The 23,300-nt window shown below is 50.5% G+C and carries 24 protein-coding genes; 12 read left to right on the forward strand and 12 right to left on the reverse strand.

Features of this window, described 5'->3' with window-relative positions; translation table 11 throughout:
* Positions 1-23 precede the first annotated feature (23 nt).
* The 4 genes from QOS46_RS06105 to QOS46_RS06120 all read right to left on the reverse strand — a co-directional run bounded on the left by QOS46_RS06105 (position 24) and on the right by QOS46_RS06120 (position 6,116).
* Complete coding sequence (locus QOS46_RS06105) at positions 24-2,201, reverse strand: RelA/SpoT family protein (RefSeq protein WP_283608141.1); 2,178 nt, start codon at positions 2,199-2,201, stop codon at positions 24-26.
* The gene (gene recJ / locus QOS46_RS06110; RefSeq protein WP_408611444.1) at positions 2,194-4,272 is read right to left on the reverse strand and encodes a single-stranded-DNA-specific exonuclease RecJ; all 2,079 of its coding nucleotides are present in this window, start codon (positions 4,270-4,272) and stop codon (positions 2,194-2,196) included. The genes QOS46_RS06105 and recJ overlap by 8 nt, the downstream gene beginning before the upstream one ends.
* A gap of 307 nt (positions 4,273-4,579) precedes the next feature.
* Positions 4,580-5,398 carry a PPK2 family polyphosphate kinase gene (locus tag QOS46_RS06115; protein WP_283608144.1) on the reverse strand — a complete coding sequence of 273 codons (819 nt, stop codon included), beginning with the start codon at positions 5,396-5,398 and terminating at the stop codon, positions 4,580-4,582.
* A 163-nt stretch (positions 5,399-5,561) separates the two neighbouring features.
* On the reverse strand, positions 5,562-6,116 hold the full coding sequence (locus QOS46_RS06120) for a helix-turn-helix domain-containing protein (RefSeq protein WP_283608146.1): 555 nt from the start codon (positions 6,114-6,116) through the stop codon (positions 5,562-5,564).
* A 124-nt stretch (positions 6,117-6,240) separates the two neighbouring features.
* Between QOS46_RS06120 and QOS46_RS06125 the strand changes: the two genes are divergently transcribed.
* The 3 genes from QOS46_RS06125 (at position 6,241) to QOS46_RS06135 (ending at position 7,699) form a co-directional block, all read left to right on the forward strand.
* A complete protein-coding gene (locus tag QOS46_RS06125) occupies positions 6,241-6,828 on the forward strand; it encodes a LysE family transporter (RefSeq protein ID WP_283608148.1) in 588 nt (195 codons plus the stop codon).
* Between the two features lie 233 nt (positions 6,829-7,061).
* Complete coding sequence (gene ppnP / locus QOS46_RS06130; protein ID WP_283608151.1) at positions 7,062-7,379, forward strand: pyrimidine/purine nucleoside phosphorylase; 318 nt, start codon at positions 7,062-7,064, stop codon at positions 7,377-7,379.
* 35 nt (positions 7,380-7,414) lie between these two features.
* Positions 7,415-7,699 carry a putative signal transducing protein gene (locus QOS46_RS06135; protein ID WP_283608152.1) on the forward strand — a complete coding sequence of 95 codons (285 nt, stop codon included), beginning with the start codon at positions 7,415-7,417 and terminating at the stop codon, positions 7,697-7,699.
* 72 nt (positions 7,700-7,771) lie between these two features.
* Here QOS46_RS06135 and ileS read toward each other — a convergent pair whose 3' ends face one another.
* Positions 7,772-10,885 (reverse strand): isoleucine--tRNA ligase, encoded by a 3,114-nt coding sequence (ileS, locus tag QOS46_RS06140; RefSeq protein WP_283608153.1) that lies wholly within the window; start codon positions 10,883-10,885, stop codon positions 7,772-7,774.
* Positions 10,886-11,434: 549 nt separating this feature from the next.
* Between ileS and QOS46_RS06145 the strand changes: the two genes are divergently transcribed.
* The 3 genes from QOS46_RS06145 (at position 11,435) to QOS46_RS06155 (ending at position 13,695) form a co-directional block, all read left to right on the forward strand.
* Complete coding sequence (locus QOS46_RS06145; RefSeq protein WP_283608155.1) at positions 11,435-12,046, forward strand: helix-turn-helix domain-containing protein; 612 nt, start codon at positions 11,435-11,437, stop codon at positions 12,044-12,046.
* 390 nt (positions 12,047-12,436) lie between these two features.
* Positions 12,437-13,030, forward strand: a complete 594-nt coding sequence (gene rpsD / locus QOS46_RS06150; protein WP_283608157.1) for a 30S ribosomal protein S4 — start codon at positions 12,437-12,439, stop codon at positions 13,028-13,030.
* A 5-nt stretch (positions 13,031-13,035) separates the two neighbouring features.
* Positions 13,036-13,695, forward strand: coding sequence for a hypothetical protein (locus tag QOS46_RS06155; protein ID WP_283608159.1), 660 nt, complete (start codon positions 13,036-13,038; stop codon positions 13,693-13,695).
* Positions 13,696-13,794: 99 nt separating this feature from the next.
* Here the strand turns inward: QOS46_RS06155 and QOS46_RS06160 are convergent, their stop codons facing one another.
* From QOS46_RS06160 to QOS46_RS06180, 5 genes are all read right to left on the reverse strand, one after another.
* Positions 13,795-14,115 (reverse strand): hypothetical protein, encoded by a 321-nt coding sequence (locus QOS46_RS06160; protein WP_283608160.1) that lies wholly within the window; start codon positions 14,113-14,115, stop codon positions 13,795-13,797.
* Positions 14,116-14,209: 94 nt separating this feature from the next.
* The gene (locus QOS46_RS06165; protein ID WP_283608162.1) at positions 14,210-14,530 is read right to left on the reverse strand and encodes a DMT family transporter; all 321 of its coding nucleotides are present in this window, start codon (positions 14,528-14,530) and stop codon (positions 14,210-14,212) included.
* Positions 14,531-14,713: 183 nt separating this feature from the next.
* Positions 14,714-15,484 (reverse strand): type III pantothenate kinase, encoded by a 771-nt coding sequence (locus QOS46_RS06170; RefSeq protein ID WP_283608165.1) that lies wholly within the window; start codon positions 15,482-15,484, stop codon positions 14,714-14,716.
* A 234-nt stretch (positions 15,485-15,718) separates the two neighbouring features.
* The gene (locus tag QOS46_RS06175) at positions 15,719-16,240 is read right to left on the reverse strand and encodes a spore maturation protein (RefSeq protein WP_283608167.1); all 522 of its coding nucleotides are present in this window, start codon (positions 16,238-16,240) and stop codon (positions 15,719-15,721) included.
* Positions 16,233-16,820: a nucleoside recognition domain-containing protein gene (locus tag QOS46_RS06180; protein ID WP_283608170.1), complete on the reverse strand. Its 588-nt coding sequence runs from the start codon at positions 16,818-16,820 to the stop codon at positions 16,233-16,235. Before QOS46_RS06180 ends, QOS46_RS06175 begins: the two co-directional genes overlap by 8 nt.
* Before the next feature lie 242 nt (positions 16,821-17,062).
* Here QOS46_RS06180 and QOS46_RS06185 point away from each other — a divergent pair, with 242 nt between their 5' ends.
* The 4 genes from QOS46_RS06185 to QOS46_RS06200 all read left to right on the forward strand — a co-directional run bounded on the left by QOS46_RS06185 (position 17,063) and on the right by QOS46_RS06200 (position 20,557).
* On the forward strand, positions 17,063-17,329 hold the full coding sequence (locus QOS46_RS06185; RefSeq protein WP_283608172.1) for an AbrB/MazE/SpoVT family DNA-binding domain-containing protein: 267 nt from the start codon (positions 17,063-17,065) through the stop codon (positions 17,327-17,329).
* Between the two features lie 504 nt (positions 17,330-17,833).
* Positions 17,834-18,562 carry a TMEM165/GDT1 family protein gene (locus QOS46_RS06190; protein WP_283608174.1) on the forward strand — a complete coding sequence of 243 codons (729 nt, stop codon included), beginning with the start codon at positions 17,834-17,836 and terminating at the stop codon, positions 18,560-18,562.
* 340 nt (positions 18,563-18,902) lie between these two features.
* Positions 18,903-19,625 (forward strand): DNA alkylation repair protein, encoded by a 723-nt coding sequence (locus QOS46_RS06195; RefSeq protein ID WP_283608176.1) that lies wholly within the window; start codon positions 18,903-18,905, stop codon positions 19,623-19,625.
* Between the two features lie 104 nt (positions 19,626-19,729).
* A complete protein-coding gene (locus QOS46_RS06200) occupies positions 19,730-20,557 on the forward strand; it encodes a helix-turn-helix transcriptional regulator (RefSeq protein ID WP_283608178.1) in 828 nt (275 codons plus the stop codon).
* 144 nt (positions 20,558-20,701) lie between these two features.
* On the opposite strand, the gene QOS46_RS06205 is transcribed toward QOS46_RS06200, so the two are convergent.
* Together QOS46_RS06205 and QOS46_RS06210 are read right to left on the reverse strand one after the other, a co-directional pair.
* Positions 20,702-21,520 carry a DegV family protein gene (locus tag QOS46_RS06205; RefSeq protein WP_283608180.1) on the reverse strand — a complete coding sequence of 273 codons (819 nt, stop codon included), beginning with the start codon at positions 21,518-21,520 and terminating at the stop codon, positions 20,702-20,704.
* Positions 21,517-21,987, reverse strand: coding sequence for a MarR family winged helix-turn-helix transcriptional regulator (locus QOS46_RS06210; RefSeq protein WP_283608181.1), 471 nt, complete (start codon positions 21,985-21,987; stop codon positions 21,517-21,519). The genes QOS46_RS06205 and QOS46_RS06210 overlap by 4 nt, the downstream gene beginning before the upstream one ends.
* Before the next feature lie 158 nt (positions 21,988-22,145).
* Between QOS46_RS06210 and QOS46_RS06215 the strand changes: the two genes are divergently transcribed.
* Positions 22,146-22,496: a PadR family transcriptional regulator gene (locus QOS46_RS06215; protein WP_283608182.1), complete on the forward strand. Its 351-nt coding sequence runs from the start codon at positions 22,146-22,148 to the stop codon at positions 22,494-22,496.
* Positions 22,483-23,208, forward strand: coding sequence for a permease prefix domain 1-containing protein (locus tag QOS46_RS06220; protein ID WP_283608185.1), 726 nt, complete (start codon positions 22,483-22,485; stop codon positions 23,206-23,208). Before QOS46_RS06215 ends, QOS46_RS06220 begins: the two co-directional genes overlap by 14 nt.
* Positions 23,209-23,300 lie beyond the last annotated feature (92 nt).

The raw sequence follows: 23,300 nt of genomic DNA on the forward strand, positions 1-23,300 counted from the left end.
CCGAGTCTCCTTTTCGTAAGCCGTCAAGAACGACGAACCGAAATAATTCCTTCAATTCCGCTCAGCTTCGAGATCACGCCGGCCAAATGGTCGAGGCCGTTGACGGTGATGGTGGCGGAAATGATGGTCTTGCCATCCTTTGTTTCGCGCGAGTTCAGCGAGTGAATAAACAGGCGCAGGGTGAACATCTGCTGGGTCAGGTCAGCCAGGAGGCCCGAGCGAGCCTCCGCCACGATTTCAAGGGTGGATTTGAACTCCTCCTTGACCTCGCCGCCCTCCCAATGCGCGGCAACCCAGCGTTCCGGCTCGGGGGATTCCGCAATATTTCTCGGCACATTCGGGCAGGACCGCTTATGAACGGACACACCGAAGCCGCGGGTAATAAAGCCGATAATTTCATCGCCCGGCAGCGGGTTGCAGCAGCGCGAAAATTTAATCAGACAGTTTTCCATGCCGTCGATGAGAACGCCGCCCGCCGCCCGCTTGATGGGGCTTTGGGGCTGCTTGCGTTCCGTTATCTGTACCGGCTTCCTTGTTTTCAGGTATTCCTCGCGCAGGCGGGGCATACTCTTCCAGAGCTGGATTCCACCGTAGCCGACTGCCGCGTACACGTCGTCCATCGTGCTGCAGCTGACCTTGCGCCCGATGCCGAGCAGGAAGTTTTTCAGCTCCTCGTCGGTCAGGGCGATTCCATTGCGCTTTAGCTCGCGCTCTACCTCGGCACGGCCCTCCACAATATTTTCATCACGGCGCTCCCGCTTAAACCATTGGCGGATCTTGTTGCGTGCCTCACTCGTTTTCACAATCTTGAGCCAGTCACGGCTGGGGCCGTGGTTTGTTTCCTTCGTGGTGAGAACCTCGATAATCTCGCCGTTTTTCACCTTGTAATCGATGGGCACAATGCGCCGGTCCACCTTGGCACCGATCATGCGGTTGCCCACCGCGCTGTGAATGGCGTAGGCAAAATCAATCACGGTAGCGCCCATGGGCAGGTTAATCACCTCGCCCTTCGGCGTAAAGACGAACACCTCCTCCGGCACAAGGTCGGATTTGATGTTTCTTACGATATCGGTCGCGTCGCTGTCCTTCTGATTTTCAAGCATCTGACGAATCCAGGCCAGGCGGTTTTCAAGAGAATCGCCCTTGCCGGAAATGCCGAGCTTATATTTCCAGTGCGCCGCAATACCGTATTCCGCCGTGTGGTGCATTTCCCAGGTGCGGATCTGCACTTCAAAGGGGATTCCCTCCTTACCGATTACCGTGGTATGGAGTGACTGATACAGGTTGGGCTTCGGCGTGGAAATATAATCTTTAAAGCGGTTTGGGAGCGGACGGAACATGTCGTGAATAATCCCCAGCACGTTATAACAGTCGTTGACGGTATCCACAATCACGCGCACCGCGTAAATATCGTAAATTTCATCCATACTGCGGCCCTGCACAAATACCTTGCGGTAAATGCCGTGGATGCTCTTGACGCGCCCTTGCAGGTACACATTGGGAATCATGCGGGAAACCCGGTCGTATATGAGTGTTTTGGTAGATTCAATAAAATGGTTCCGATCATTTTTGCGCAGCTCGAGTGTATTTTCAATCTCCTGATAAGCAATTGGATCGAGGTAGCGCAGGGAAAGATCCTCAAGCTCCTCTTTGATGGCGCGGATACCGAGGCGATGCGCGATGGGGGCGTAAACCTCCATGTTCTCGAGCGCCTTGTCGCGCTGCTTCTGAGGGGTCATATACTCCAACGTGCGCATATTATGCAGGCGGTCCGCCAGCTTAATGATAATGACACGGATATCCTCGGACATGGCGATCAGCATTTTGCGAATGTTTTCCGCCTGCTGCTCCTCTCGCGAGGAATACGGAATCCGGCCCAACTTGGTAACGCCGTCGATCAGACTGGCAATGTCCGGCCCGAACTGCTTTCGAATCTGATCCAGCTCCACGGAGGTATCTTCCACCACATCGTGCAGAAGGCCGGCCGCCACGGACTCTGAATCCATGCCAAGCTCCACAAGGATGCACGCGACCGAAACAGGGTGAATGATATATGGCTGGCCAGAAAGGCGCTTTTGCCCCGTGTGGGAGCTTTCCGCAAGCCGGTACGCCCGCCCAATCAGCTCCAGATCAAAATCGTGACCGCTGGCTTCCATCGCCTGCAGAAGATCATCATAGGTTTTTGAAGTTGTATCAGTCATGTGCAACACCATCTTCTTTGATTTGGTTAATATCACATAGTATTGGGGACTCAAACAAATTGACCTTCCCGTCTGTTTCGCACAGATGAATATTCAGCTGTCCGCCGTCCTGCTCGAGCAGCAGCAAACCGCGCTCCGCGAACACCTCCAGCGCGGTTAGAAGCCGGGCATAGCCCGTCTTCCCGCCGCCCAGCCGATAAAGCAGAAGCTCCGCCCCGCGCAGCCAGCCGCCCTGCTCCCGCAGAAAACGGTACAGCCGCGCAAAATCCGTGTAATCCGGCAGCAGTTCCTCTGCCTCCGGGAGGGTGAGATCGTCTCCCCGCTTATATTTTTCAAATGTTAGCTTGCCCCGAATTAACGCGTCTGTATCCAGTGCCGACAGCTTCATCTCCCGTATAAACACAGAAAGCTGCATTTCGCCCCGAAATTTCTTTGCGTCCAGCGTTACGGCAAGATCCAGTTCATCCCCAAGCTCATAGGGAAAATCCTGCGCGGTGGTATGGAACAGCATGCAGACCGTCGTTGCTCCGTCGCGCGAGAACGACAGCCGCAGGTGCTTTCCCTCCCCTACCGGAGTGATTTTTTCAAGCCGCATGCGGTACAGCCCAAACAGCGGTGCGGGATTATCCGCGCCAAACGGCTCCAGTGCCTGCAAAAGGCCCGGCAGCTCCGGGGTAAGTGTTGCGGGGCGCAGCTTGCAATCGAGCCGCAGGGTGGGAACCGCAGCCGGCACACCGGCGGCGTAGCGGTTAACCGCCTGCCGGAACGCTTCAATCTGCTCCGTGGGCAGGCTGATGCCCGCCGCCATAGGGTGCCCGCCAAATTTCGTAAACAGCTCAGAGCAGGAGCAGAGCGCGTCGAACAGCGAAAAGCCCTCAACGCTGCGCCCGGAGCCCTTGGCCTCCCCGCCCGAATACGAGATGACCATGCAGGGCTTGCCGAAATAATCGACCAGCCGCGCTGCCACAATGCCGATCACGCCGTGGTGCCACTCGTGCCCGGCGACGACCAGAACGCGGTCGTACAGCCACTCTGGGTGTTCCTTCAGATTCTGTAAAGCACTTTGAAACAGCTCCGACTCAATCTGCCGCCGGCAGTCGTTGTCGTCACAGATTTCCTCCGCCAGCTCTCGCGCCTCGTCGGGGTCCTCACTCACCAAGAGGCGCACTGCCCGGCCCGGTGAGCCGATGCGGCCAGTCGCGTTGATGCGCGGCACAATGGAAAAGGCTACGTTCCCGGCGGTCAGCTGCCGCCCGGTCATACCGGCGTGCTCGAGCAGCTCGCGGATGCCGAGACGGTCTGTGCGGGAAAGCAAGCGCAGCCCCTCATTCACCAGCATCCGGTTTTCCCCGGTGAGCGGCACCACGTCGCCGATGGTGCCAATCGCGACAAGGTCGGCATAGTTTTCCAGCAGCCCGGCCAGATCACAGTCCTCGCCCTCGAGCGCCATGATCAGCTTGAAAGCGACGCCCACCCCCGCAAACTGCTTATAAGGGGATGCATCGTCCGGCCGGTGGGGGTCGACCACCGCCACTGCGTCCGGAAGGACCTCCTGTGTGCGGTGATGATCGGTGATAATCAGATCCATGCCCAGCTCTTTGACATATTCGGCCTCTTTCACCGAGGCGATGCCGTTATCTACCGTAATAATCAGGTTCACCTGCCGGCTGTGCAGGAATTCCACCGCGTTCCGGTTCAAGCCGTAGCCTTCTCCCTCACGCTCCGGAATATAATACATTACATTGCCGCCGCAGGATTCTAGATAGGAGTACAAAATAGCCGTGGCGGTCACGCCGTCTGCGTCATAGTCGCCATAAATCGCAATTTTTTCAAAATCATCCAACGCGCGGCGAATCCGTTCCGCCGCCTGCCGCATATCCGTTGTTAAAAACGGGTCGGATAGTTCCGATCTTTCTCCCAGGAGTTCTTCTATCTGATTACGCTGATGTGCGCCCCGAATCTCAAGCATCATTGCAAGAAAAAACGGAAGGCCGTATTCTTCCGCAATCTGCACCGCACGTTCCTTGTCCAAAGGGGAAACCAGCCATTTTTTGAGCTTCAACCCGTTCACCTGCCTCATGAAAAATAATTGTACCATTTTGCGCCAAAATATTCAATCATTTGACAAAAATACTACGATCATATACCCAACGGGCGTAAGGCCTGTTTTGCTCCACAAAAACAATTGTGTACAAAAACGGACAAGGCACCTGATAGGGTGCCTTGTCCACTCTTTCCGACATAGTTTACTAAAGCTTTCGGGCGGCAAAAGAAGGAGTCTGCTTACTGGATATGACCAAAATTGCAGCACACCGCCAGCACGGAAGGTAAAATTTTTCGCAAGGCCGCCATCGCACGGTGCTTCGATGGCCTGAGAACTACTTATTGTTTTTTACTTCCTTGATCAGCTCCTGCACATTGCCATCAATCGCAGGGTATTCCAACGGCAGCTCCTTCAATGTTTTCACAATCACACTGAGGACATAATAATCCCGGAACCAGCGGTGATTGGCTGGGACGACATACCATGGTGCTTCTTTTGTACTGCAATGCGAAAGCACATCGGAATAACAGTGCTGGTATTCGTCCCAAAAACGCCTCTCTTTCAGGTCGGCGGCGGAGAACTTCCAGTTCTTTTCGGGGGTTTCGAGCCGCTCCTCCAGCTTTTTCTGCTGAAAATCCTTCGAAATATGCAAGAAGAACTTGAGCAGAATCGTATCGTTGTTCACCAGATATTTTTCAAATTCACGGATCTCGTCAAATCTGCGCTGCGCGGTTTCATCGTCAATTGTCCTGTGCACACGGGTCACGAGTACATCCTCATAATAGGAACGATTAAATACGACAATATCGCCCCGCTTCGGCGTTTTCTGGTGTACGCGCCACAGGTAATCGTGATTCAGCTCTAACGGTGTCGGCACCTTAAAGTTTTCCACATAGAAGCCGTTGGGATTAATGCCGGAAAGCGCCTTACGCACGGTTCCGTCCTTCCCGCTGCAGTCCATCCCCTGAAGCACGATTAAAAGAGCGTGATTTTTAGAAGCGTAGAACTTTTCTTGCAGTTCTTCAAACTCTTTATGGAGCTTATCGTATTTGTCCGCAATGTCTTCTTTGATAAGACCCGCCGTGTCGTCGGGGCGAAAATCTTTGATACTGATGTGATTTTTACCGGAACTGACTGTAAATTGACTGAACAACCTGATTTCCTCCTCCGTAAAAATGGAAACAGAACTCTTAGAATTAGCTTTATTCTATTCTTCTTCAACCAATTTCTCAATATGCGGAAAAAATATAAGCTTTCTATCAAGAACACCAGGGGGCGAAAATGACTATAAGAATCCACATGAGTGTTTTCAACCTTTATTCGGGATAATAAATAACCATGTGAAGAGTGCATCGCGTATTTCCTGTATTTCGATAGCTATGCGGCTGATCCGCGTGAAAGCGAATGGAATTCGCCTCAGTGACAAAAAACGTTTTTTCCTGTATTTCGACCGTCAGTTCACCATGGGATACGGTTAAAAATTCTTGTGTTCCTTGTAAATGGGGTTCGGTTGACAAATACCCGGCCACATCTAACTCAACAGAATAGATTTCAAAACGCCGTGCGCTATGAAATGGAAAGATAGGGTAGATTCTCACCTTCCCATCATCTTCCATCAGTGGGGTAAATTGATTGCGATCAATCTGTTCAACATCCGCTTCCTGATAATGAATGAACTGGGAAAACGAAATTTTCAGTCCGTTTGATATTTTCCACAAAGTAGATACGGTCGGGTTCACCTCACAACGCTCAATTTGCCCCAGCATGCTTTTGCTCACACCAGATAGCTTCGCAAGATGATCGAGGCTTAATTTTTTCTGCTCACGAACTTTTCTTAAGTTCTCAGCGATGACAGCGTTTAAATGATCCAAAGGGCAGTCCTCCTTTACCGCTTGACACTATACTGCACGTGATGTATTATTATATTGCACGAATTAACATCCTATACTTTATGTGCAGTATACCATATATCTTCGGAGGGAGGAAGCAGATAAGATGAGTAATGTCACCGCGTTTTTATCGTACATCATTGTTTTAAATCTATCGCCGGGGGCGAATACAATTCTCTCAATGACAAACGCAAGTCAATACGGATTGAAGAAAAGCCTTCCGTTTAATATTGGGATAACCGTAGGAGTATTCTTCGTTCTGCTTCTGTGCAGCATTTTCAGCCTAACTCTCTTAGAGATTGCTCCGGCCATTGTGCCGGTAATGAAATGGCTGGGAGCAGGGTATATCTTATGGTTATCGTGGAAAACACTAAAAAGCAAGCCGATGCAAGAAGCTTCCCCAAAAAAGAAAGAGCATCTTTTTGTTTATGGAATCCTGTTGCAATTTATCAACCCAAACACCATTTTATATGGTCTTTCCACTTTTTCGATGTTCATAACACCCTATTATCAATCAAAGTTGATCCTGATTTTTTTCTGTGTTCTTCTTTCGCTTGCGGCTTTGATCGGAACCGGATGCTGGACCGTGTTTGGCTTTACCTTTCAGAAGGCGATCATAACTCACGGAAAATTCGTGCGTATTGCCATGGCGGCACTTCTCGTTTATTGTGCTTTCACGGTTCTTGTTAGCTGACAACACATTGTTTGAAAAACCTTTCTCGTTACATAATGACGAATCACATATTATAATTTCACGCTGGAATCCTCGCCCTATATCAATTTTCGGCATAAAAAAATAAATTGGGGCTAAGCGGGCATGCATGACCCGGCAGAATGAAGCGCTCAGCCAAACTCCGGATTGCGAAAAACAATTTCACATGCTAATATAAAAAATACACCACATTACTATGCGTTGGAGGTCAAAGCATGGAGCAGTTTCAGAACGTGACCGTAGTGAAAAAAGCCAACATTTATTTTGACGGCAAGGTAACCAGCCGTACCGTGCTGTTTGAAGACGGCACAAGAAAAACCCTCGGGATTATGCTGCCCGGGGAATACGAATTCGGAACGGGGGACAGCGAGCTGATGGAAATTCTGGCGGGAACCGTTCGGGTACTCCTGCCGGGTCAAACGGAATGGCAGACCATTGAGGCCGGACAAAGCTTTCGGGTTCCCGCCAACAGTAAATTTCGAATTGAGATGCAAGTTCCCGCTGACTACTGCTGCTCTTACGGAATGGAATAATTTACTGACCAAACAGCAAGACAGGAGGCTTTCACATGGGTCTTTTTTCTTCCCGCTGGCACGAGGTCTTTTTCAGCACTAGCGCAGAGCAATTTTTTCGCGGCCAAAACGTACTGAGAGAACACGGCATTGAGTTTAAAACCAAGACCGAAAACCGTGCCTTTCGGGAATCTATGAACAATATAAACGGAAGAAATCCGGCTCTGGGCAGAGTACGCTTTGATTCAGAAAGCGGAGATACCTACCGGATTTTCGTGGCGGAGGAAAACGCCGCGGCCGCCAGGTTTTTGCTGCAAAATTGCGAGCAACCGTACCGATAAGCACAACGAAAACAGACCCTAAGCCGAAAGGATTTTCCGGCTTAGGGTCTGTTTTTTGGATTATTTCACTGTTTAGGAAACCTTGACGACACCGAACGAGGTCTTCTCCCCGTTAACATCCCATTCGGCGGTGTAGCCGTCAGTCTCGCCAAGGCGGATTTCGTCCGCCAGCACCTCGCGGCTGATTTGTTCGCGGTTTTTCCACAGAAGGTCGGCAATCTTCTCGCTGCCGTTCTGGTACACGGCGATGCGGTCCGTCACCTCGAAGCCGGCGTCCTTACGCATGGACTGCAGTTTGCTGATGATCTCGCGCACAAAGCCTTCTTCCACCAGCTCGGGGGTCAGGGTGGTATCGAGTACGATGGTCACGCCCTTATCGGACATGGACTCGAAGCCCTCCTTCTGTGCGGTTTCAATCAAGAGTTCTTCTGCGGTGAGAGAAATCTCTCCGGTGGAAATCGTAAGCTTGATCGCACCGTTCTGATCCAGCTCTTTTTTTGCGGCAGAGCCGTTCAGAGCTGCCAGAGCCTCGCGGACTTCGTTGATCTGCTTGCCGTATTTTTTACCCAGAAGCTTGAGCTGCGGCTTGAAGCGGTAATCGGAGAAGTCGGAAGCATCCGATACAAAATGAACTGTTTTAATGTTCAGCTCTTCGCGGATGATCTCACGGTAATCCTCGCCCAAATCGCGCTCCGCATGGATGAACAGGTTCGCGAGAGGCTGGCGGATCTTCATGCCGACCTCGTTTCTGGCAGCGCGGCCCAGCGTGACGATCTGCATGGCCTGCTGCATGTCCTCTTCCATCTTCGTATCGATCATGGATTCATCGCACTGCGGGAAAAGGCACAGATGCACGCTTTCCGGCGCTTTGGGGTCGATGCTGCACACCAGGTTGCGGTAGATCTCCTCCGTCATGAACGGAATCATCGGGGCCGCGGCCTTGGCCACTGTTACCAGAGCGGTATACAGGGTCATATACGCGCTGATCTTATCCTGGGTCATTTCTTCCACCCAGAAGCGCTCACGGCTGCAGCGCACGTACCAGTTGCTCATATCGTCCACAAAATCCTGAAGCGCGCGGGCCGCCTCGGGAATGCGGTAATTTTCCAAATTTGTGTCCACATCCCGCACCATCGAATTCAGGCGCGAGAACAGCCATTTATCCAGCAGCGTGAGCTTACTCGGCTCAAGGCGATACTGGGTAGCGTCAAATTCGTCGATGTTGGCATACAGCACAAAGAACGCATAGGTGTTCCACAGGGTGGAGAGGAACTTGCGCTGGCCCTCCACGACTGCTTTGCCGTAAAAACGGTTTGGCAGCCACGGTGCGGAATTGCTGTAAAAATACCAGCGGATGGCATCCGCGCCGTACGTTTCGAGCGCGTCGAACGGGTCGACCGCGTTGCCCTTGGATTTGGACATCTTCTGGCCGTTTTCATCCTGAACGTGACCCAGCACAATGACATTGCGGAACGGTGCCTTGTCAAACAGCAGCGTAGAAATCGCCATCAGCGAGTAGAACCAGCCGCGGGTCTGATCGACCGCTTCAGAAATAAAGTCTGCCGGGAACTGCTGGTGGAACAGCTCCTGATTTTCAAAGGGATAGTGATGCTGGGCAAACGGCATGGAACCGGAATCGAACCAGCAGTCAATCACCTCCGGCACGCGGTGCATCTGTTTCCCGCAGTCGGGGCACGTGATGGTAACAGCGTCAATATAGGGGCGGTGCAGCTCAATGTCGTCCGGGCAGTTCGGAGACATCTTTTTAAGCTCCTCAATACTGCCGATGGAATGGCGGCAGCCGCATTCGCACTCCCAGATGTTGAGCGGAGTTCCCCAGTAACGGTTGCGGCTGATGCCCCAATCCTGCACGTTTTCCAGCCAGTCGCCAAAACGGCCCTTGCCGATTGACGGGGGAATCCAGTTGACGGTATTATTATTGCGGATCAGGCTTTCGCGAACCGCAGTCATTTTGATGAACCAGGATTCTCTTGCGTAATAGATCAGCGGAGTGTCGCAGCGCCAGCAGAACGGATAGCTGTGCTCGAACTTTGGCGCTGCAAACAGCAAGCCCCTTGCTTTCAGGTCGTCCAGAATCAACGGATCGGCATCCTTGCAGAACACACCGGGCCACGTGGTTTCTTTTGTCATCTGGCCCTTGCCGTCTACCAGCTGTACGAACGGCAGGCTGTAAATACGACCCACACGGGCATCGTCTTCACCGAAGGCAGGTGCGATATGAACCACCCCAGTACCGTCTGTCAGCGTGACGTAGCGGTCGCAGGTGACAAACCAGCATTTTTCTTTCGGCTGCACAAAGGGGAACAGCGGCTCGTATTCCTTGTATTCCAGATCGGTGCCGACAAAGCTTTCCAGAATCTCCGCGTCCTCGCCGAGAACGGTGTTCACCAGCTCCGCCGCCATATAATAAACGGTATCGTCTTTTTTGACCTTTACATATTTCTCGTCGGGGTTTACGCACAACCCCACGTTCGAGGGCAAAGTCCACGGAGTGGTCGTCCACGCCAGAATATAGGCGTCCTCCCCCTTGACCTTGAATTTCACAATGGCGGAGCGTTCCTTAACATCTTTATAGCCCTGCGCCACCTCATGGCTGGAAAGCGGTGTTCCGCAGCGTGGGCAGTAGGGAACAATCTTAAACCCCTTATAGAGAAGCTCCTTCTCCCAGATCTGTTTTAACGCCCACCATTCAGACTCGATGAAGTTGTTGTCGTAGGTGACATAGGGGTGATCCATATCCACCCAGAAGCCGACCGTGCGGGAGAAATCCTCCCACATTTCCTGGTACTTCCACACGCTTTCCTTACATTTATCAATGAAGGGCTCCAAGCCATAGGCTTCAATCTGATCCTTGCCGTTGATGTGCAGCGCTTTTTCCACTTCCAGCTCCACGGGCAGGCCGTGAGTATCCCAGCCGGCCTTGCGCGGCACCTGCTTGCCCTTCATGGTCTGGTAGCGGGGCAGCAAATCTTTAATAACACGTGTCAGCACGTGGCCAATATGCGGCTTGCCGTTCGCCGTAGGCGGGCCGTCGTAAAAAACGTAAGGCAATCCCTTGCTGCGGGTCTCCACGCTTTTTTCAAAAATATGGTTCTCCTGCCAATACTGCTCTACTTCTTTTTCACGGTCCACAAAATGAAGATCTGTGGATACTTTTTGATACATGGTCTGTACCTCCTACAATAATACACTCAAACGAACAAAAAAACCCTCGTCCCGAATCAGGACGAAGGCCAAACTTCGCTATACCACCCTTTTACATACCGCCATATGCTATCCCTATAACGGGGGAATCCCGGCACAGCCTACTTCATTCAGCCAGCGGCTCCGAAGTGATCTTCGTCTTTTCCTACTCTGGCCGGGCTCACACCTTCCCCGGCTCGCTTGGCATTTCGTAAAAAGCTTACTCTCTTCGTCTTAGCCTTTGTTATTATTTAAATACTGCTCTAAGGCTACCACCAAACACACATTTTGTCAAGAATTCTGCGGCAGGCTTTTCCACCCGCAGCTTTCTTGACAAGCGCTTTTCCCTCGGGCATACTGGTAACATCTACCGCAGCTGATTTTGACCTCTACAAAGCGTAGGTTGCCCTTTTGCCGTAAATCGATTATTCTGGAAACAGAACTCCCTGAACAAACAACGGCAATTCTTCCCCGCCACCCGCGCGGAAGGAAAGCAATTCTTTGAAAGAACCGGAAAGGAAGAATCCTAATATGATACAGTATGTAACGGGAACCACGATAAAATCCCTGCGCGAGAAAAAAGGATACACCCAGCGCCAGTTGGCAGAGCTGTTGTCGGTAAGCGACAAGGCTGTTTCTAAATGGGAAACACAGCGAGGCCTGCCGGACATCTCTCTGCTGGAGCCGTTGGCAAAAGCACTCGGCGTTTCCGTCGCGGAGCTTTTGTCGGGCGAGCAGGTGACAAACAGCAATCGCTCGGGCAATATGCTGCGCACCTGCATTTATGTCTGCCCGGTATGCGGGAACGTGATTCACTCCATTGGCCAGGGCTCCTTTACCTGCTGTGGTATTACCCTGCCGGTACAGGAGGCGGAGGAAGCCGACGAGGAACATGCGATTTGCGTGGAGCAGGTGGAGCACGAGTATTATGTTACTTTAAGTCACCCGATGGAAAAGGAGCATTTCATTTCGTTTATCGCGCTCATCACGCCGGATCAGATTCAGATGAAAAAGCTGTACCCGGAGCAGAACCCAGAAGCCCGCTTTTCGATTTTCGGCTCGGGTACGCTGTACGCTTACTGCAATCAGCATGGCTTGTTCCGGATGCGGGTTGGCGCAAGTAGGATTTCGGCACAGAAATGACCTTTGGGCTTTCCCTTTCAGTGGAAGATGCGCTGGAGCGCCTGCACAAGAGGATAGACAGCGCGATGAGCGGCTGGGCATTCGATGGGGGCATCCTATGATGTTTTTTAGCCTGACCCATAGCCCAACCGTCTCCTCTTGAATTCCGCTTGCCCTCAAAAAAGCGGAAAAATCCAAAAAAAATCTGAAGTCTGCTCTTGCCAATAGAATCCAAATCTGCTATAATCCTCTTGTTAGCTTTTACTAACAAGAGGATTACGCGTGTACATACCTGTTTATGGACGCGCTCATGGTAACAGTTATTTGCGGCGGGGGGATTACTGCCCATATGTTAGCATTTGCTAACTTTCAGGTCGCAAAATCAGAAACGAATAAAGGAGACAAACAGGAATGGCAACAAGAAGAGGCCCTCGTTTTAAGGAATGCCGTCGGCTGGGGGTTAATGTATGCGGACACCCCAAAGCCATGAACCGCGCAGGCGCACCGGCATTTAACAAGAGAAGAAAGGTTTCGGAATACAGCATGCAGCTGACCGAAAAACAGAAGGTGAAGGCGTACTACGGCATTCTGGAAAAGCAGATGGCCCGTTATTACAACGCAGCGGAAAAAACCAAGGGCAAAACCGGCGACGCTTTGCTGCAAGCGCTTGAGTGCCGCCTGGACAACATGGTATACCGAATCGGCTTTGCCAACTCTATTCGCCTGGCTCGCCAGCAGGTCACGCACGGGCATCTTTTGGTAAACGGCAAGAAGATCTCCATTCCGTCGTATTCCATACAGCCAGGTGACGTAATTTCACTGCGCGAAAAATCCAGAAGCAATGTTGCGTTCCGCGATAATTTTCTGGAAGGAAAGGGCTTTGCCGTACCGTATGTGGAACGTGATTTCAACGCCTTCAGCGGCACGCTAACCCGTCTGCCAAACCGCGAGGAAATTCCGGTGGAAATCAACGATCAGCTGGTCGTTGAGTATTACTCGAGGTAACGGCCATGCGCAGCCCGGCCTGTAAATACCACCAGCCCGGATTCTGGGAATGGACCCTCGGGAAGCAGGACGTGTGGAACAACCTGTTTGTGCCACCAGAACAGCTCGAGCAACCCGTTTTTGTCAACGCCTGCGTTGCGGATGAGCGGCGCTTTTTGCTCGACAGCAACTGGGCCTGCTACCCGGACACCGAATCTGTATTGGGCTTTGTGCAGTACATTTTTCTCCCCACCGTGTTTTACTATGTACTTCACCCTGAAAACGACCGCCTGATGGTACCGATTCAGTCCACGGCAGAGCTTTTGGAAATGGTTCAAAAAACCGATTCTCCCCACCGCCTTGCGATGAGCGGTTTTGTTTTCGAGCTGAGCGCTGTGTGGCAGCGCACTGGCAAAGAGCGAGAAACTGCTCTTCATCTCTTTTGCAGCCGGTTTAACCGGTACTGGCGGCGCGAGGATTTTCAGCTGAGCCTAAATATCTTTTCCCGCGCAGAGGAAGTCGCTTCTTATTTAAGAGAACAGGTCTGGTGTGAAGAGCTGTTTGAGGAAGAATTCGGTTATTCCTATGAGCAACTGGACGAATTGTGCGCCCGGTTTGAAACAGAACCGTTCGCAAAGCACTTACTGCTGAACTGGCTGAACGCCCGGGTCGGCAGCCTCACTTAACTCTGCATTCGCCTTCATGTCGATAAAAAGCTGAAAGACACTGCCCGGCAGGGGAACCTGCCGGGCAGTGTCTTTATGAGTCGGTTTCAGGAAAAGAGATCAGTTTTTCTTTTCCTTTGTGCTCTGAAAAAGCTGTTCCGCTTTTTGTTTCAGCCAGTGGAATGCATCTATTGTCAAATATCCTGACAGCTCAAAGCTGGAATAATAAGGCTTCTCAGGTTGCCCTGATACGCGCCGGTTCTTTTGCTTTCGCTGATTCCACAACCAACGCCAAGAAAAATCCAGAAGCGTTACCAACAGCACGGCAACCACCACCGCTACAACAGACGTGTCATCAATCCAATTGACCCATCGCAGAATTCCAAGAATCAGCGCCACCAACACGATAGAACTGAAAAATCCAATCAGCTTTACTTTCATAATCAGCCGCCTCCACAAAAAATTCTTCAATCGAGGAATCATCACAATTGTTGATCTGACCATCCGTCTTTCTTGTACTGGCAGTACCGTCCCTTTAAGAAGGCGATAAAACCTTCAGCCCCACTACCCCGCCGATGATCATCATGACGCAGAGAACCTGCGGCAGTGTAATTGCCTCCCGGAACCAAACCACACTGAAAATCAGTGTTCCAGCCGTACCGATCCCCGTCCAGATGGCATAGGCCGTACCAATCGGCAGCTCCTTCAGCGACAGCGACAAAAAATACATGCTGGCAATCAGCCCCACAATCGTTACCGCACTGGGAGCTAATTTGCTGAAGTTTTCAGACATCTTCAGCCCAACTGCCCAAACCACCTCAAATAATCCCGCAACCAGTAAAAAGACCCATTGCACGCTTACTACAACTCCTTTTTGATTGATACAAAAAAATGCCCGGAAAATCTCAAAGACCTCCCGGGTTGCATTCTTCCGTGAACACAATATTCTATGTGTTCTATCCTGGTCCAGCCCGGCCAATGCCGCAAAACCTACCAAGTGCTATTTTAGTATATCAAAAAGAATAGTGTATGTCAAACATTACATCGGTTGATTTTTTTCGTACAGCATCCGCAGCCCCTCGAGCAGTAGATTGCAGCTGTAAATGACGTCGCGCCGGCAATACGAAACAATGTCGTGTGACAATCCGCCGGTGGCAATCACCTTGCACTTTATACCAAGCTCTTCCTCAATGCGGTCGCACATTCCGTCCACCATGGAGGCTTGTCCGTAAATCAGGCCGGAGCGCATGCAGTCCACCGTATTGCTACCGATCACCTTATCCGGCGCTTCCATGCTGATCGCCGGAAGCTGAGCCGTGCGGGAGGTAAGCGCCTCCATACTGATACCCGCGCCGGGAATAATACAGCCGCCGAGCATGCTCCCGTTCTCGTCAATTACAGAAACCGTAGTGGCCGTGCCCATGTCCCAAATGATGATGGGGCCGCCGTACAGCTCAACAGCCGCCACACAGCCCGCCACCAGATCCGCGCCTAACGCTTCGGGCGGATTCAGCTTCACATCCAGCCCGGTCACGGTTTTCCCACCGACGACAACAGGTTCTATTTTGGTCAGCTTGCGAATGGCACGGGTAATGTAGGTGGTCAGCGGCGGTACCACCGAGCCAATGATCGCCCCTGTAATATCCGTTACCTTCACCCCGTAAATATCCAGGATATCGCGCAATTCAATTGCGTACTGATCCTCCATCCGGGAACGGTCGGTTGCCATTCGGGACACAAATCGAAGCTTCTTCCCCTCGTAACCACCAATCGTAATATTCGTATTTCCGATATCCAGCGTTAAGAGCATAAGTGCATCCTCCCCCGATTTTTCACGAGAGTTATTATACCCAAATCCGACAGTTTACGCAATACCTAAAACTGCTGTCATCCGGCATTCCAGCTGTTTTTTCCCGAAAAGTGCCTTCTTCTGCGTCCTATATTCCTTGTCGGAATCAAGAACGCCGGAACGGAGCGTGTTCTGCCGAAACACATTCCCCTCTGTGGTGGACTTTTCTCTATGAAATGTATATTTATAATACTCTCATAAAAAGAGAATTCGAACCGCCCACACCGATGCGATATACCCGACCAGATCCGCCGTAAGGGCCGCGGGAATCGTATGTCGGGTCCTTTTGATCCCGACCGCACCGAAATACACGGCGATGGCGTAAAAGGTAGTTTCTGTTGAGCCGTTCAGCACAGAGGCCACTCGCCCAATAAAGCTATCCGGTCCGTAATCTCGGAACAACTGCAGCAGCAGCGCATTTGACCCACTGCCGGAAACGGGACGCATCAGCGCCAGCGGCATCACCTCTGGCGGCAGGCCGAGAGCCAGCGCCGCCGGCCGCAGAAAGGACGAGACCAGATCGAGCGCACCGGACGCACTGAGCATATTCACCGCCAGAATCAGCCCGACTAAAGACGGCAGTATCTCAAAGCACGAGAGAGCGCCTTCTCTGGCACCGCTGACAAACACATCAAACACCGGCACCTTCCGGACAAAGCCGAACACCAGAATAAAAAAAATTGTGGCCGGTACCACCACGCTACCTATATCAGCCACGTCTGTCTTCCCGCCTTTCCAGCAATTTGGCGGCCAAAATTCCCAGCCCCAGCGATACAATGGAAGCCAGCCATACAGCGGGCACAATATCGAAGGGCTGAGCGGAGCCGTACTGCGCGCGCAGCGTTCCCATAAAGGTGGGAACCAGCTGGATTGACGCCGTATTAATGACCACAAACATGACCATGTTATTGTCGGCCTCCTCCCGCCTGCTGCTTACCCGGCTCATCTCTTTCATGGCGGCGATCCCCAGTGGCGTGGCCGCATTGCCCAATCCCAACAGATTGGCCGTTATGTTCATGCAGATTGCCTTCATTGCGGCGCTGTCCTTCGGGTATTTGGGGAACAGCAGCTTCATCACCGGGTAAAACATCCGGCTAAGCAGCTTTGTCAGCCCGCCGGCATCCGCAATTTTCATCAAACCCGTCCATACGCACATCATGCCCAGCAAAACAATGACCAGCTGAACTGCGCTCGCCGCACCGGAGAGCACAGCATCCGAAAGCGCTGGCAGCCGCCCGGTCAGCAGAGCGCAGACACAGCTGAACAGAATCATCCCAGCCCAAATATAATTCATCATATTTCTTCACCCGTACATACATATGTAAAATTTTCCAATTGCATACCCAAATGCTTTTTTATGGAAAAGCATTACAAGTTATTCAAAATTTAAGATTATATGCACAAATTTGTTTAGTAAAATTAAAGAATTATTCACTGTTTATTGATTGACACAAATGCCAAAAAAAGGTATTATAAACTCGCAATATCATGTTATCGGGAATTGATATAGGCAATTGGCTATGATTAGGAGGAACCATCATGAAATCTACGGGGATTGTTCGGCCGGTCGATATGTTCGGGCGTATCGTTCTGCCAAAGGAGCTTAGATCCACACTCAACATCACAGAAAAAGATTCTTTAGAAATTTTCGTGGAAGAATCCGCGATTATACTAAAGAAGTATCAGCCTTCTTGTGTATTCTGCGGGAGTATGGATCGCATTTCAAAGTACAAAGACCATAATGTGTGTCACAAATGTATGGAACGATTAGCGAAACGTCTCGACGAAGAAGAAGAATCTGATTAAGTGCATCCGTTCTCTATTGCAAAAATCCTCCGGTGTTCTTCATTTGGAGGATTTTTTCAACTCTTGATTCTGTTTCCTGCAACAGTACCGCCAAACAGTAATTTTCTTTTACCGGATTTGTCCTCTGTTGCTCCTTCACGCGTGGATATGAGTAGTTGGACAGGCTCCATGCACCGCTGCCTGACAATCTATGCGATTCCACAGATACGCATTTGTTCTTGTTTCTTTCGCTGAGAATGATTTGCTTGACTTTTACGATTGCACTCAGTATAATGAGAAAACAATTGAAAATCCATGAGGGAGTAGTTTGCATACTTTTGTGTATGCGGCAAGTCAACATAATGACTTTATAGGTCTGGCTTGCCTTAATTAACGAGACTCATGTATAACTTTATTAGCTATACATGATTCCTTCTCTATTTTGTGTTTATCAACCCAAGTATAGCTGAAAAGTTATACTTGGGTTTTTCTTTTGTAATTCTTATTACAAACGGAGGAAGTAGAATGGGAATCACAGCCTTAGTCTTCTCACTGGGCGCAGTCGTTTTAGCCGAAATGGGAGACAAAACACAACTTTTGGCAATGGCTTTTGCAGCGAAATACAAAGCCAGCAAGGTCATGATGGGTGTCTTTTTGGCCACGATTTTGAATCATGCGCTGGCAGTGGTGGTCGGCCATATGCTGACGCGCTTTGACACGATTCAAGTATGGATTCAGGGAATTGCCGCACTGTCGTTTCTCTTTTTCGGGTTATGGACAATTCGAGGGGACAAGCTGGAAGGAGAAGAGAACAGAACCACAAAGTTCGGAGCCGTGCTCACTGTGGCCATCGCGTTTTTCATTGCGGAAATGGGCGACAAAACCCAGTTGACCACAGTAGCCCTCGCGGCGAAATTCCCCACGAATCCACTCTGGATTCTTTCCGGTACCACTCTGGGTATGCTGATTGCCGACGGCGTCGGAATCATTGTCGGCGTTGTGCTGTGTAAGAAAATCCCGGAACGAACTGTAAAACTGATTTCGGCCGCAGTATTCATTTTCTTCGGCTTTCTGGGCAGCTATCAGGTCATGAGAAATGATCTGGGCCTGAGTACCGATATCATCATGTTAACAATGACCGTTCTTTATGCTTTGACCGCCGCCGCAACTATTTATTTGCTGAAGAAAGAAAAAGGCCAAGAGACAACAGAATCCGTTCCCCCCGCGTGCTGTCCGATCAAAAAAGAGATTTAAAATGAAACAGAAGCTCGGCAGGATGACTGCCGAGCTTCTGTTTTTTTTAGATGAATTTAAGTCTTTGATCATCCGCTCCCCCCGCGTCCTAACCTGATCCATGTGCTTGCGGTAGCCGGTTTTAGCTTTTACGAGGCGCAGCACTACCTCAAAAACAGGATGCAGCGCCAATTCTTTTAGCGATTTGTTGAAAATTGCTTTTAGGGTTATTGATTTTTGTCGTTTAAGCTGTTATTCTGAAAGCATATTCATTGGTTCCGAGCGCACACAATCGGTTCCAAAGCAGTGTTGGCCGGTTTTGTTCCCAGTGCGGAATACCGGAGCAAGGAGGATCGATTGGATGGAGAAGAGCGAACTGTCTGAATGGAATTGTGAGGCTCCGGCCCGCGGGCAGCTTGAACTGCTGGCAGAACCGTCATATCGCGCGTTCAGCGAAAAGCTCCTACCCGGAACCTCCTGCATTCTAGGGGTTCGGCTCCCAACACTGCGGCGGCTGGCAAAACAGATTGCAAAAGGAGATTGGCGCGGCTATCTCGCGCAGGCCTGCGACGACACTTTTGAAGAAATTATGCTTCAGGGACTTGTTCTTGGGTGTGCAAAGGCAGAATCCGCAGAACTGCTGGATCGCACTGCTAATTTCATCCCTAAAATTGACAACTGGTCTGTATGCGACAGCTTTTGCGCCGGATTTCGTCTGGCTAAGCGCGAACCGACAACAGTTTGGAATTTTCTAGTGCCCTATCTGGAATCTGGCCGGGAATTTGACTGCCGTTTCGGCGTGGTGATGCTGCTGGATCATTATTGCTGTGCGGAATATCTGGAACGCACGCTGCTTCGGCTGGCACAGGTTCATGCACAAGGGTATTATGCTAAAATGGCGGCTGCATGGGCAATTTCAGAGTGCTTCGCAAAAGATCCGTTTCAAACGCTCGCATACTTAGAGCAGCCAACCTGGGATGACTTCATTCACAACAAAGCGATCCAGAAAATCACGGAATCCCTTCGGGTTCCAGACGATTTAAAGGCTTTGGCCCGCAGCCTCAAGCGAACCGCGCCGGCTTGAACGAAAACACCCGCTCACCCTGCGGCACGCTTTGGCGATGGCCGGTTCGCCAAAATCACGTCGTTTTCTGAAAATACGAATCAAAAGGGCAAAGGAGGTTTATTATGGAACCGCAGTTAGATCTGGCGATTGATTGTACCTATGCTGATTCCGACACGCCGATTCAGCAGCTATACTTCAATGTATACCGTCAGATTTATATCAAACACGGAAAAATTCGATTGACTGTAAATGGAGCAAATTATATTATTCCTGCGGGACATATGTTCTTTTTCAGCAATTTGGATGAGTGCTCACTAGAGGTGCTGGAAGCGCCGTATCAACGGTATTTGGTAACGATTCAGCCTCTGAAGATTCATAACATTCTGTACGACAGCCCCTTGATGTCTGTTTTTCAGCACCATTCCTCTGAGAGCTTCCCCACCTTCGATCTAACCGATTGTCAGGAGGAAGCGGAAACTCTGTTTGAGGGAATGACACGGGAAAGTGCGCGCTTTCGCCCTTACCGCGGCGACTACATGGTATCGTTTCTGCAGCAGTCTTTGATTTTGGCCTACCGCCGCTCCGCCGGCCAGTTTGCCTCATATGACGGACGGCATTCTTCCCATATTTACGAAGTGAAAAAATACTTGGAAGAGCATTGCCTGGAGGATATTCAGATCAAGGAGCTGGCAGAACAGTTCTATATCAGTGTTTATTATCTGTCGCACAGCTTTAAAAGCATGACCGGATACAGTCCCAAGCAATTTTTGCTGATGAACCGCCTGTCCTATGCCAAGGATCTGCTGTGGAACACGAAAAAGCCGATCGCCCAAATTGCAGTGGAATGCGGATTCGGAAACGCTAACAATTTTATCCGTGCGTTTAAAAAGCATACGGGAGCCGCGCCCGGTAAATTCCGTTCCTCCACCACCTCCAACAATCAGTTGTAAACGAAAAATTCTGTTTCATTCACGCCCCACTTGGGCTGGCTTTACGGTTCATACAAAAATGAGAAATGCGCTTTGAATTCTTCATTCAAAGCGCATCTTTTTTATTTTCTGTGCAATAGAGCAGCCTGACCAGCCGGCCGCATATTATTTACGGAAATAAGCAAACAGAATCGTGCCGGGGCCGCCGTGGGTTCCCACAACGCTTCCCATAATGAGCGTTTCCCCATCTCCTATTTCCTGCTTCAATATCGGCAGCTCCTGCACGTTGAAGCTGTGGGCATAGGCAATCGGCATGTTCGAATCAAAATCCGGCAGCTCGTGTACATAGCGTACCACAAAATCACAGGCCTTTTTCATGCCGCGCTCTTTCCCGATCACTTCTAGAACGCCGTCCTTTACCTGAATGATCGGTTTAATGCCCAGCAGATTACCGAGTGTTCCCTTCGTGCTGGACAGCCGACCACCCTTGACAAGATATTTCATCGTATTGAAAACAGCCAGCAAATCCACTCGCTTTGCCAGCGCCGTGATCTGCTCGGCAATCTCTTTGCCGCTCTTGCCCTCGTCGCGCAGGCGAATCGCCTCTCGCACCAACAGAGCCGCACCGGCCGATACCGTTGTGGAATCGACCGGGTAAATATCGTCACGCCCGCATTCCTCTTTCGCAATCACAGCGGACTGATACGTGCCGCTCAGCTTCTGCGCAATATAAATTCCCACGATTTCATCGTTCGGGTACTCCGCATAAACGTCCAGAAAGCTCTGGGGGCTGACCTGAGTCGTCGTCGGCATTTCTTCTTCCGTATTCAGCATCTCATAAAATTCTTTATCCGTAATTGTGAATTTATCCACATACTGGCGATCGCCGAAATGCACCGTCAGCGGAACAATCCGAACTCCGACTCTCTCGGCCTCCTCACGGGAAAGATCTGCCGTACTGTCTATTAAAATCTGAACGCTCATGCTATAATTCCGCCTTCCTTTTTTTCTTCAAAAAAACGACTTAAGATTTTCAGGGACTCTAAAAGGGAACTCAGGCTTTCTTCCGTTAAGGAATTACCAATCATCTGAACCATGTCGCGATGAAACAGACGATGCTGCCATTCTGCCCTTTCTCCCTGCTCGGTCAGTACGATCCGCACAACCCGACGGTCCTGGGTACAGCCGCGGCGCTCAAGACACCCCTTCGTGACCAGTACGCCAACCGCCGTGGTAAGCGCTCCCACACTGATGCCGAGCCGCGCTGCGATCTTCGACATGGTGTTCTCCTGCCGGGCCTGCATCTGTGCCACTGCCTCCAGTATGTGCAGCTCTTTCATGCTCAAGCCGGCCTTGTCTCCGGTGGAAAGCGCGACCTCCTCGTACTGCAGAATCTTATTAAAGGTTTCTACAAAAAAATAATTCAGCTCCTTCTGCTGAACGGAATTCATCGATATGCATACTCCTTTAAAACTTTTAAGTTAAAAGTATTTTACCGGAAAACAGAAGGGTCTGTCAAGTTTTTTCACAAATTACTTTACTTGTCGTAGTAGTTGTGCTATACTCAAATTACTTCAACAGACGTAGTAATAAAAGGAGGAAGAAATATTTGATCAGCAGCGATGTCATGCGCGGCTACAACGACATTATGATTCTGTTTCTTCTTCTGGAGCAGGACTCATATGGATATGAAATCTCGAAAGAGATACAAACACGCACCAGAGGGACCTACAACATGAAAGAAACAACCCTGTATTCCGCTATCAACCGCCTGGAAAAAAGCGGATATATTGCAAGCTACCACGGTTCGGAATCCTTTGGCAAGCCCCGCACCTATTTTACTATTACCAATGCCGGAAGATTGTATTACCGCGAAAAATGCGATGAATGGAAGCTAACCAGGCAGATTGTGGACTATTTTACCAGTGAGAAAGAGGAGAACGACCATGAGCATGAGTAAAATTCAAATTTATGTAGAAAATTCCTTTGCCTCTTTACCCCGCACCAAAGAGGTTGCCGAACTGAAAATGAACATTGTGGAAAGCATGGAAGAACGCTTTGATGCGCTCCTCCGGGAAGGAAAAAACGAAAACGAGGCCTTCGGGGCCGTAATCTCTGAATTCGGCAGCATGGACGAAATCCGGCAGGAGCTGGGTATTTCGGAAGATTCGAATTCCCCCGCAGCACCGTTTTCAGTGGGAAGCTACCCTCCTCCCATCCCTGAAGACCTGCTGCGTGGTTACGAGGCGTTCCGGCAACAGTTCGCGATTGCCATTACCGCGGGGGTTGTGTGCTGTATTCTAGCCATCGTGATGGAACAGATCTTCGAAGCACTTTTCGGCGAAGGTTTTCTGGCGATCACCATTTTCTTTCTCCTGATTGCCGTCGGCGTCGGCGTATTTGTCTATTTTGGAATGCAGAAAACCTATTGGGAGGAGCAGCTGCAGCAATACCAGCCTTCCGGAGCCAATTATTGCAAACATCACAGCGCTTCTTCGAAGCAGAATGATACGCTCGCAAGCCGTTTGAGCGGGGCGATTATGATGACAGCAACAGCGGTGTTCCTACTCCTCGGTTTCCTGTTTGATCTGTGGCACCCCGGCTGGGTGGTGTTCCCCATTGGTGGAATTTTGTGCGGAATTGTATCGACTTTGATCGGCGACAGGCCCTGATCTGACCGTATTTTCATACTATTGTTCTTTCAGGCAACATAAATTTTCTGCCTGTCCCCCTTGACAAACCAAAAACAAACGCATAATATAAA

The organism is Faecalispora anaeroviscerum (genome assembly GCF_947568225.1).
In the GTDB taxonomy this organism is placed as follows: domain Bacteria; phylum Bacillota; class Clostridia; order Oscillospirales; family Acutalibacteraceae; genus Faecalispora; species Faecalispora anaeroviscerum.